This window comes from Cohnella rhizoplanae (assembly GCF_948329515.1).
In the GTDB taxonomy this organism is placed as follows: Bacteria; Bacillota; Bacilli; order Paenibacillales; family Paenibacillaceae; genus Cohnella; species Cohnella rhizoplanae.
The window spans coordinates 639461-650852 of the sequence record NZ_CAOJCN010000001.1 but is presented as its reverse complement, the minus strand read 5'-3'; the positions used below and the strand labels follow the sequence as shown (position 1 = coordinate 650852).

At 62.4% G+C, this 11392-nt stretch carries 8 protein-coding genes; all 8 read right to left on the bottom strand.

Annotated elements, in window-relative coordinates:
• Positions 1–30: 30 nt before the first annotated feature.
• On the bottom strand, positions 31–1128 hold the full coding sequence (gene nusA, locus PQG80_RS02940) for a transcription termination factor NusA (protein WP_271749632.1): 1098 nt from the start codon (positions 1126–1128) through the stop codon (positions 31–33).
• Positions 1129–1154: 26 nt separating this feature from the next.
• The gene (gene rimP / locus PQG80_RS02935) at positions 1155–1616 is read right to left on the bottom strand and encodes a ribosome maturation factor RimP (RefSeq protein ID WP_271749631.1); all 462 of its coding nucleotides are present in this window, start codon (positions 1614–1616) and stop codon (positions 1155–1157) included.
• Positions 1617–1846: 230 nt separating this feature from the next.
• Complete coding sequence (locus tag PQG80_RS02930) at positions 1847–6163, bottom strand: PolC-type DNA polymerase III (protein WP_271749630.1); 4317 nt, start codon at positions 6161–6163, stop codon at positions 1847–1849.
• Positions 6164–6361: 198 nt separating this feature from the next.
• Positions 6362–7588: a M20 metallopeptidase family protein gene (locus PQG80_RS02925; RefSeq protein WP_271749629.1), complete on the bottom strand. Its 1227-nt coding sequence runs from the start codon at positions 7586–7588 to the stop codon at positions 6362–6364.
• Complete coding sequence (gene sdaAA / locus PQG80_RS02920) at positions 7585–8472, bottom strand: L-serine ammonia-lyase, iron-sulfur-dependent, subunit alpha (RefSeq protein ID WP_271749628.1); 888 nt, start codon at positions 8470–8472, stop codon at positions 7585–7587. Before sdaAA ends, PQG80_RS02925 begins: the two co-directional genes overlap by 4 nt.
• Positions 8473–9153, bottom strand: a complete 681-nt coding sequence (gene sdaAB / locus PQG80_RS02915) for an L-serine ammonia-lyase, iron-sulfur-dependent subunit beta (RefSeq protein ID WP_271749627.1) — start codon at positions 9151–9153, stop codon at positions 8473–8475.
• Positions 9154–9189: 36 nt separating this feature from the next.
• Positions 9190–10260, bottom strand: a complete 1071-nt coding sequence (locus PQG80_RS02910; RefSeq protein WP_271749626.1) for a dihydrodipicolinate synthase family protein — start codon at positions 10258–10260, stop codon at positions 9190–9192.
• Positions 10260–11276 carry an NAD-dependent epimerase/dehydratase family protein gene (locus PQG80_RS02905; RefSeq protein WP_271749625.1) on the bottom strand — a complete coding sequence of 339 codons (1017 nt, stop codon included), beginning with the start codon at positions 11274–11276 and terminating at the stop codon, positions 10260–10262. Before PQG80_RS02905 ends, PQG80_RS02910 begins: the two co-directional genes overlap by 1 nt.
• Positions 11277–11392: the final 116 nt, after the last annotated feature.

Genomic DNA, 11392 nt, shown 5'->3' with positions numbered 1-11392 from the left:
CGGACCGTCCGTATGATTGTCAGCTTGAGATCAGTCGATCGTCACGCTGTCCTGGTGCATCGCGTCGCCTTCGGTGCGCGGCCGGCCGTATTCTTGCTCCGCCTGCGTCTCGCTCTTGATGTCGATCTTCCAGCCGGTCAGCTTCGCGGCGAGCCGCGCATTCTGGCCCTTGATGCCGATCGCGAGCGACAATTGATAGTCGGGCACGATGACGCGCGCCATCTTCTCGGCCTCGAACACGATGACCTCGAGCACCTTGGAGGGGCTCAGCGCGTTGGCCACGTATTCCTCGACCGCGTCGGACCAGCGGACGATGTCGATCTTCTCGCCCTTCAGTTCGTTCACAATCGTTTGTACCCGCACGCCCTTCTGGCCGACGCAGGAGCCGATCGGATCGACTTCCTCCGCGCGCGAGTAGACCGCGATCTTGGATCGGAAGCCCGCTTCGCGCGCGACCGAACGGATCTCGACCGTGCCGTCGAAAATCTCGGGCACCTCGAGCTCGAACAGGCGCTTGAGCAATCCGGGATGCGTCCGCGAGAGGATAATCTGCGGGCCCTTGCTCGTATTCTCGACCTTCGTGATATAGGACTTCACCCGTTCGCCCTGCTTGAACTTGTCGGTCGGCATGAGCTCGGTGAGCGGCAGCGCCGCTTCGACCTTGCCCAGGTCTACGTACAGGTTCCGCATGTCGATCCGCTGGATGATGCCGGTCACGATATCCTGCTCTTTGTCCACGTACGCGTGGTAGATCAGTCCGCGCTCCGCTTCGCGGATGCGCTGGGTCACGACCTGTTTGGCCGTCTGCGCCGCGATCCGTCCGAAGTCCCGCGGCGTCACCTCGATCTCCGCGATATCCTCGATCTGATAATGAGGATTAATGGAGCGCGCCGCGTCGACCGCGATCTCGAGCCGCGGATCCAGCACCTCGTCGACGACTGTCTTGCGGGCGTAAACCTTGATCAGGCCGGTATTGCGGTTGATATCGACGCGAACGTTCTGCGCCGTATTAAAATTGCGTTTATAGCTGGAGATAAGTGCCGCTTCGATGGCCTCGATGAGGACATCCTTCGCGATGCCTTTGTCGCGCTCGATCTCGCCCAAGGCCTCAATAAACTCCATGCTCATAGCTTCTGCTCTCCTCCTTTCGCATATTAGAAGACAATGGCCAGCCTCGCGGAAGCCACTTTATCGTAAGGAATGTCATGGCGCTTGCGCCCGACGGTCACGGTCAGCACGCTGCCGTCGAATCCGTCCAGGCTGCCTTCGAATTCCTTGGCGCCGTCCACCGGCTCATAGGTCGTCACGAATACATGTTTGCCGACAGCAGAAGCGACGTCCTCCGCTTTCTTCAGGGGACGTTCGGCGCCCGGCGAGCTCACCTCGAGGAAGTAAGCTTCGGGGATCGGGTCGGCTTCGTCAAGCTTCCCGCTCAGATATTCGGACACCCGGCCGCAATCGTCGATGTCGACGCCGCCCGCCTTGTCCACGAATACGCGCAGGAAGTAATTGCTTCCTTCCTTGACGTATTCTACATCCACCAGTTCGAAGCCGTTCTCCTCCATGAAGGGGGCGACGAGCTGCTCGACCGTGGATTTGATCTTTGAAACGCTCAAATGACCAGACCTCCCGATTGCTTCAAATGGATATCTGCAGATTCGCACATGCAAAAGTGCCTATGCAAAACGTAAAGAGTGGGTTTCCCCACTCTTCTGCAGACAGTGATATCCACATGATTACCAGAAATAATATACCATAACCGCCAGTACCCATGCAATGTATTATTCCAGCTCCGACCGATCGGGGCAAGCCCGTTCAGAACCGGCAAATCATTCCACACTATCGTTCAGAACAGCGCCAGCTGGTTGGATTCGGGCAGTCCGCGGAAACAGCCCATCGTCGTCAGCAGCTCGATGATCGTCTTCGTGGCCTTGGAGCGCTGCTGGAAATCCTCCACGGAAAGGAAGTCGCCGTCCGTGCGCGAAGCCGCGATATTTCTCGCCGCGTTCTCGCCTATGCCCGCGACCGCCGAGAACGGCGGGATGAGCGCGTCCCCGTCCACGATGAAGCGGGTCGCGTCCGAACGGTAGAGATCGAGCGGCTTGACCTTGAAGCCTCTCGCCGTCATTTCCAGCCCCATCTCGAGGATCGGAATCATGTTCTTTTCCTTCGGCAGCGCCTGGAAGCCCTTGGCCTCGATCTCGGTCATCGCCTTCAGGATCGCGTCGTACCCCTGGCAGAACAGTTCCACGTCGAAGTCGGCCGCCCGAACCGAGAAGTAAGTCGCATAGTAATGTATCGGATAATAGAGCTTGAAGTAGGCGGTGCGAACGGCCGAGATGACGTAGGCCGCGGCATGCGCCTTCGGGAACATGTACTCGATCCGAAGGCAAGAGTCGATATACCACTGCGGCACGCCGCAGCGCTTCATCTCGTCGATCCACTCGGGAGTGAGACCCTTGCCCTTACGCACGCTCTCCGTGATCTTGAAGGCAAGCGAGGCGTCCATGCCCGCCTTGTAAATAAGGAACAGCATGATGTCGTCGCGGCAGCCGATTACGGTCTTGATCGTGCATGTGCCGTTCTTGATGAGCTCCTGCGCGTTGCCGAGCCAGACGCCCGTGCCGTGCGACAAGCCCGAGATCTGCAGAAGGTCGGCGAAGGACGTCGGCTTGGTCTCCTCGAGCATCTGGCGGACGAAACGGGTGCCCATCTCCGGCACGCCGAACGTGGCGACCTGGGACTTGATCTGATGGGGCTGGATGCCGAGCGCCTCGACCGAGTTGAACAGGCTCATCACCTTCGGATCGTTCATCGGGATCGTCGTCGGATCGACGCCGGTCAGATCCTGGAGCATCCGCATCATCGTCGGATCGTCGTGTCCGAGAATATCGAGCTTCAGCAGGTTCGCGTCGAAGGCATGGTAGTCGAAATGCGTCGTCTTCCACTCCGCGCTCGTGTCGTCGGCCGGATACTGGACCGGCGTGATGTCCTCGACCTCCATGTAATCCGGCACGACGACGATACCGCCCGGATGCTGGCCGGTGCTGCGCTTGACTCCGGTGACGCCCTGCGCGAGACGGTTGAGCTCCGCGCCGCGCCAGTTTTTGCCGTGCTCTTCCTGGTACTTCCTGGCGAAGCCGAAGCCCGTCTTCTCCGCGACCGTGCCGATCGTACCGGCCCGGAACACGCCCTTCTCGCCGAACATCTCCTTGGTGAAGTTATGCGCGTGCGGCTGGTATTCCCCGGAGAAGTTCAAGTCGATATCGGGCACCTTGTCTCCCTTGAAGCCGAGGAACGTCTCGAACGGAATGTCCTGGCCCTCCCCGCGCATCATCGTGCCGCAGTCGGGGCAGGCCTTGTCCGGCAGATCGAAGCCGCTCGGCACGCTGCCGTCGAGGAACCATTCCTGGTGCTTGCATGCCGCATTGCGGCACAGGTAGTGAGCGGGCAGCGGGTTGACCTCGGAGATGCCAAGGAACGTCGCGACGACGCTCGAGCCGACCGATCCCCGCGAACCGACGAGATAGCCGTCGCGGTTGGACTTTTTGACGAGACGCTCCGAGATCAGATAGTTCGCCGAGAAGCCGTACTTGATGATCGGCACGAGCTCCTTCTCCAACCGGTCGATGACCACCTGCGGGAGCTCCTCGCCGTACAGACTGCGCGCGGTCGCGTAGCAGGTATTGCGAATCTCCTCGTCGGCCCCTTCGATGTTCGGCGTGAACAGCTCGTCGGGGAACAGCTTAATGTCCTCGAACCGCTCGACCAGGGCGTTCGTGTTGGTCACGACGACCTCGGTTGCCTTTTCCTTGCCCAGAAACGCGAAGGCGTCGAGCATCTCGGGCGTCGTCCGGAAGTGAGCGTCCGGCTTGCGCTGGTCCTTCAGCGGGCTGAAGCCCGTGATGCCGTGAATCGTAATGTCGCGGTAGAGTTTGTCCCTCGGCTCCAAGTAATGGACGTTGCCCGTCGCGATGACCGGCTTGCCGAGCCGCTCGCCGATCGCCACGACCTTGCGCAGCGACTGCTCCAGCTCCGCCCTGCTGCCGACGAGCCCCTTGTCCAGCAGGTGCATGTAGAAGTCGATCGGCTGAATCTCGAGCACGTCGTAGAAGGCCGCGATCTCGGCCGCTTCCTCCTCCGACTTGTTCAGGACCGCTTCGAAAAACTCGCCTTTCTCGCAGCCGGAAATGATGAGCAGGCCCTCGCGCAGTTCTATGAGCTTGCTTCGCGGAATGCAGGCGACGCGGTGAAAGTAGTCGGTGTGCGACAGCGAGATGAGCTTGTACAAATTTTTCTTGCCGACCGCGTTCAGCATGTATATGCAGCAGTGGAACGGACGCGTCGTCTTCCAGCTGTTCTCGTTCACCTCGTTGAGCCGCTTCATCTGCGTGATGCCGCGCGTCTGCGCGTCCTTCAGCAGCCCCTCCAGCACGCCCGCCAGGGCGATCGTGTCGTCGATGGCGCGGTGATGGTTCTCGAGACTGACCTTATACAGGTTCGCCAGCGTGTTCAGCCGGTGGTTTTTCATCGTCGGATGCAGGTAGCGCGCCAGCTCGAGCGTATCGAGCACCGGATTGGCCGGCTGCGGCAGGCCGAGCTGCTTGCAGTTGTGCTGGATGAAGCCGATATCGAATCTGGCGTTGTGCGCCACGAGTACGGCGTCGCCGACGAAGGCAAGGAATTCGGTCAGCTTGGGCTCGAGTTCCGGCGCGCCGGCCACCATCTCGTCCGTAATGCTCGTGAGCTGTTGAATGTTGTACGGGATCGGCTCGTGCGGATCGATAAACGTGGAGAAACGGTCGATCTCCCGCCCCTCCTTGATCTTGACGCCCGCAAGCTCGATGATCTTGTTCGCCGTAACGGACAGGCCTGTCGTCTCGATGTCGAACACGACATAGGTCTCGTCTGCGAGCGCGCTGTCGCGGGGGTTCAGCACGATGTCGACCGCGTCGTTCACGACGTTCGCTTCGACGCCGTACATCATCTTAATGCCGTTTTTCTTGGCCGCCTTCGCGGCTTCGGGAAAGCACTGCACGTTCGCGTGATCGGTGACGGCGATCGCCTTGTGGCCCCACTTGGCCGCCGTCTTGATGTATGCGTCGACAGGCGAGATGGCGTCCATCGTGCTCATCGCCGTATGCAGATGGAACTCGACGCGCTTCTCGCTCGCTTCGTCCTTGCGCGGCTTCGGCCCGTTGATCTCCTTGAGGTCGCTCGGCATCATGACGAGCTCCGGCGGATTCAGGAAACGGTCGTATTCGACGCGGCCGCGCAGCTTCACCCATTTGCCGTTGGACAGCAGGTTCAGCATCTTGACGTCTTCTTTGTTTTTGCCGAACATCTTGACGGTGAGCGAATCGGTGTAATCGGTCACGTGGAACTGATAGAGCGTATTGCCGTTGCGCAGCTCCTTGACCTCGAGGCCGAATACCGTGCCTTGCACCGTCGCCTTCTTTTCTTCCTCTTGAATGTTCTGAATCGGCACCGCATCGTCCTTGATCTCGTAGCCGTACTGGAGCGACTGCGGCGCTTCGCCGCCCGAGTCCTCCGGCGGCGCGTCCTCCGGCATGCTCTCCATGAGCTTGCGGACGTGCATCCGTTCCTCCTCTAGCTGCCGCTGCATGAACGCATCGACGGCCTCTTGCTGCTTTTCGCCCACCGCCAGCTTGATCCGGCAGGCGCGGCCGAACCGTTCCTCGAAAAACCGGGAGGCATAGGCGTCGACCGTCTTCTTGCGCGCCATCTCCAGACTGGCCTCGTTGAGCATAAACAGCGTCAGCAGGTCGCCCTCGGCCTCTGGCCTCGCCTTGCCCAGCCAGCCGTTGACCGATGCGAACTCGCTCTGCATCCACTCCACGAACAGCGGCCAATAATGCAGCAGCAGCTCGCCCGTAGCTACGGCATCGGCGTGACGGATACACATCTCGATCTGGGCGAGATGCCCGAGCTTATCCCGCACCCGGCTGTGAAATCCGGCGTACACGGGCGGCGGCAGCAGCGATTCCTTCGCGAAGTGGAACCGCCAGCTGCGCTTCGTCTTGCTCACTTCGACTCTCTCTATGTAACCGTCGCGGAAGTGGGCGTCGATCCAATCGCCCGGAATCTCCGCTTGCGCCAGCAGCAGTTCGAACCTTTTTCTCTGATCGGGCTTCGGCAACATAAGTGGAGACTTCATCCCTTTCAACAACAAAAGCCCCCGACCGCCCTTCCGCAAGGCAAGCGCCTGCGGCAGCGAAAAGTCGGGAAGCTTTCTGTTCTCGTACTTGTTCTATTATTCTACTCGATAGCGTAGGCGGCATCAATAGTCAAAGAACGACAATCCGCGAGTAGGTGCCGATCAAGCCGACGGTGCGCGCGTTCAAGCGGATCTACCGTCTCCCGCAGCGTCCCCGGAGCCGTCGGACAACGGTCCATATCCCAGCCGGTCCGCGGCGATGCCCGCGAGCAGCGCGGCGCCGAGCGGCAGGCAAGCCTCGTTCAGCTCGAAGCGCGGATGATGGAGCCCGTATGCCAGCTCGGCATCTCGCTCGGGTCCGGATCCGAGCCAGAAGAAACAGCCGGGGACGCGCTTCAGGTACTCGGAAAAATCTTCGCCGGCCAGCGTAGGCGCGGCAACCTGCCTGCAGTCCGGTCCCGCGATGGCGTCGATCGCCCCGCTCGCCTTTTCAGTGGCGCCCGGATGGTTGACCAGCACCGCGGTCTGCGCGATATACTTGACGCTCGCGCGGCAGCGGTGGCCCTCCGCGATCCGCGTGACGATCCGCTCGATGCGCGCCGGCAGCTCCCGCCGGACCTCCGGATCGAAAGCCCGCACGGTGCCGGTCATCGCGCACGACGAAGGAATCACGTTGTTCGCGTCTCCCGAGCGGATGCTGCCGACGGTTACGACCACCGGGTCGAACGGCGATGTCTCCCGGGAGACAAGGCTCTGCAGCGACATCACGATCGCCGACGCGCATACGATCGGATCCACGCCCTGGTCGGGAATGGCGCCATGCGCCCCCCTGCCCTCGATGCCGATCTCGATGCGGTCGACCGAGCCCATAAGCGGCCCCGGACGCACCGCCGTCTTGCCCGCCGGCAGCGTCGGCAGATTATGAAGGCCGTAAATCTCCCGGACGCCTTCCAGGACGCCTTCGCCGATCATCGCCTTGGCGCCCTCGTTGATCTCTTCGGCGGATTGGAACAGGAGCCGCACCGTGCCCTTCAAGCGCTCGCGCTCCTCCGATAGAAGCCGCGCCGCGCCGAGAAGCATGGCGGTGTGGGCATCGTGCCCGCACGCGTGCATAACGCCCGGCCGCTCGGAGGAGAAAGGCAATCCGGACGCTTCCTCGATAGGCAGCGCGTCCATGTCCGCGCGAAGCGCGACGATCGGACCGGACGGATCGCCGACGATGTCGGCGACGACGCCGTGGCCGCCCACCTCCGTCCGGCAGGTCAGTCCCATCCGCGACAGCTCCCGCGCGACCAGCGCCGCCGTCTCCCGCTCCTGGAAGCTCAGCTCCGGATAGCGGTGCAGCCTCCTGCGGGTCTCGACGAGCGACGCCGTCAACGCATTCGCGCGGGTCAGCCAAGTCTCGCTCACGGCCGCCCCCCCTTTTTCCGCAGCTCGCCTAAAATGGCTTTGCCCGTAGGCGTCTGGGCGAGACCGCCCTTGGCCGTCTCGCGGTGCGCCTCGGGCATCGCCGCCCCGATATCCTTCATGACGCCGATGACCTCGTCCGAAGGAATGACGCTGCGCACGCCCGCTAGCGCCATGTCGGCGGCAGCGAGCGCGGTCACCGCGCCGAAGCCGTTGCGGACGATGCACGGAATCTCGACCAGACCGCCGACCGGATCGCAGATCAGGCCCAGCGAGTTTTTAAGCGCGAGGCCGACCGCGTGGACCGCCTGCTCCGGGGTGCCTCCGCGCAGCTCGGTCAGCGCGCCGGCCGCCATCCCCACCGCAGAGCCGACTTCGGCCTGGCAGCCGCCCTCGGCACCCGAGATGAACGATTGGTTGGCGATGACGTAGCCGATCGCGCCGGCCGCGAACAAGCCCTCCACCATATGCGCGTCGGACCAGCCGAAGCGCTCTTGCGTGCTGACGAACACGCCGGGGATAATGCCGCACGAGCCCGCGGTCGGCGTCGCGATGATCCTGCCCATCGAAGCATTGACCTCCGATACGGCCAGCGCATAGGCGAGCGCCATGCTGGCTTCGCCGCCGAGCGAAGGAACGCTCTGCTCCCTGTACTGCATGACCCGCTTCGCGTCGCCTCCCGTCAGGCCGCTCCGGGATCGCGTATCCTCCGTAGATCCTTTGCGCACCGCTTCCTTCATGACCTGGTAGTAGCTCTCCATCTGCCCGAATACCTCGGCCTCGGTGCTTCCCGATTCCCGCACCTGCTCCTGCAGCATATAACGGCCGAGCGTCGTCTGCGCCTCCCGGCATTGCTCGGTCAACTGCGCCAGCGTCGCGAATCTCATCTATGCCCTCTCCTCTCCGTTCAGATCGACGAGCCGCACCCGGTCCACCTGTTCGAGCGCCCCGAGCTCGCGCATCACCTCGTCCGACACCGCCTGGTCCATCTCCATCACCGTTAAGGCACGGCCGCTCCGGCTCTGCCGGTCGACCTCCATCGCGCGAATGTTGAGCCCCGCGCGGCCGACGATCACGGTCATCGCGGCGAGCGTACCGGCCATGTCGCGGTGATCGATCAGCAGCGTCGGACAGTCCGCCAGAAACTTGATGTCGAAGCCGTCTACGTTCACGATCTCCACGTTGCCGCCGCCGATGGAGCAGCCGATCAGGGAAGCCGTCCGGTCTCCCTTTCTAAGCGCAAAACGGACCGTATTGGGATGCCCCCCAAGCCGCAGCTCGGTGCCGAACCGCAGCTCCATGCCCGCCGCCTCGGCAAGCGCGATCGCGTCGCGGATCCGGACGTCGTCCGGCGCGCAGCCGAGCAGTCCGGCCGCAGCCGCGAGGTCGGTGCCGTGGCCCATATACGTCTCCGCGAACGAGCCGGAGAATATGACGTCGGCTTCGTCCGGCTGGCCGCCGAGCGTCTGCCGGGCCGCCAGCCCGAGCCGCGCGGCGCCTGCGGTATGCGAGCTGGAAGGGCCGATCATGCTCGGTCCCATGATGGAAAACACGTCTTTAAAGCGCATGGCCGATCGCCTCCTTCCGCCGCACGGATCATATCTTTACTTTCCCCGCAGCCATTCTTCGAGATGCGATGCGACGAACGCATCGTCGTTCAAGTCGGGATATTGCGCGTACACGCGGTCGATCTCCTCCGATTGACCCGGAGACAGCTCCTCGTGCGGGTTGAGACACCATGTCCCCTGCAGCAAGCCCTGCCTGCGGAGCACTTCGTGAATTCCCGGAATGCAGCCGGCGAACTGGTGCGAGGGATCGAAGAAGGCCGCGTTGGAATCCGTCACTTGGACATTGCGCGTGAGCCATTCCTTCGCGATCGAAGGCTCCCGCCTGGCGGTCTTGATCTCTTCGAGGAGCGCGACGGCCTTCTGCGTCCATACGGCCCAGTGGCCCAGCAGACCGCCGACGACCTGCTTTTCGACCGTCCGGCCGTCGACGGTGAAGCGGTACGTCGTGAACAGGTCCGCCACGATATTGTCGTCGTTGCCGGTATACAGCGCGATCTCGTCCCTGCGGCTCGAGTCGCATACCGCGCGCGCTACGTCCAGCGTCTGGTACCGGTTAAAGGGCGCCATCTTGATCGCGACGATATTCGGAATGTCGGCGAAGGCGCGCCAGAATTCGTAGCTGAAGATCCGGCCGCCGACGGAAGGCTGCAGATAGAAGCCGATGACCGGCATGACCGCCGCGACCTTCCTCGCGCGCTCCAGATGCTCGTCCTCGGACAATCCGACCAGGCCGCCCATGCTGAGCAGCACTGCGTCATAGCCGAGCGACAGCGCCGTCTGCGTCTCGCTGAGCGCCTGCTCCGCCGGTCCGCATACGCCCGCTACTTGGATGAACGGTCGGTTCGGCGCAGCGTTCGCGACTTCCTCGGCCGCCATCCTCAGCACCGTCTCGTACAGATCGTGCTCGGGATCCCGAATCTCGAATTGGGTGGAATGGACGCCGATAGCGATGCCTCCGGCCCCTGACGCGACATAGTAACGCGTGAGCGCCCGCTGGCGGCGTTCGTCGAGCTTGCGGTTCTCGTCCAAGGCGAGCGGGTGCGCCGGAATCACGAGGCCGTCCATCAGCGCCGCCTGCAAGATGGCCGAGAGCTTTGCGGTCGCCATTAGAATTTCCCCTTTCTCTCTTGGAAGTGCGTCGGCTTGTTCCATGTGGCGCCGCCCTGCTGCACCCACTCCGCCGTCCAATCGACCATCTGGAGCAAGGACACGCTCGGGTAGCCGAACAGCTGATGCGACTTCGAGGCGTTATTAAGCAGCGCCGTCTCGGATTCGCGGCCCTCGAAGATCGCTTCCTTGCCGAGCCTCGACGCCAATTGGCCGGCAGCCCAGCGGATGGACATCGTCTCCGGCCCCGTCACGTTCAGAAGCGCAGGCGGGCTAGAGGCGATCGCGAGGCTGCGCAGCGCCATCGCGTTGGCGTCGCCCTGCCAGATAACGTTAGCATAGCCAGTCGTCAGGTCGATCGCGCGTTCGTCGCGGATGGCGCGGGCGAGCTCCAGCAGCACCCCGTAGCGTAAGTCGATCGCGTAGTTCAGCCTGAACATCGTCATCGGCGTTCCGTTCTTGTGCGAATGGTATTCGAAGATTCGTTCCCTGCCGAGCGTCGACTGGGCATATTCGCCGAGGGGCTCAGGCGCGATGGATTCGTCCGCGCCGCCGCCGCCGACGGGCATGAACGGGTAAATGTTGCCCGAGGAAAACACGACGATCCGCGAGTCCTTGTACTTCTCGGCGACGCGGCCCGGCAGATAAGCGTTCATCGCCCACGTAAAGTGCTCGCGCCCCGTCGTGCCAAATTTGTTGCCTGCCATAAAAATGACGTTCTCCACGTTCGGCAGCTCGCGCAGCGCGTCGTCGTCGAGCAGCTCGCAAGAGATCGTCTCGACGCCTGCGTCTTCCAGCTCTTGACGCGTCTCGCTGCTGCTGAAGCGCGACACGCCGATGACGCGCTTGTTCAAGCCCCCTTCGCGAACGGCATTCGCCGCAAGGCGCGCCAGGCTTGGCCCCATCTTGCCGCCGACCCCCAGCACGACGATATCGCCTGTAACGGAGGACAACTGCCGGATCAGACCTTCGGACGGTTCCGCCAGCTTCGCTTCCAGTTGTTCTACTGTATTCATGAGTTCGTCTCCCTTCGACTTGTATCTGATTCCATCATACGTGCGAAACTCATATAAAGACAGGTCCATTTATCGTCTTTAAATAAGCAAAGTAGAGACGAATCAAGGCCGCCTGG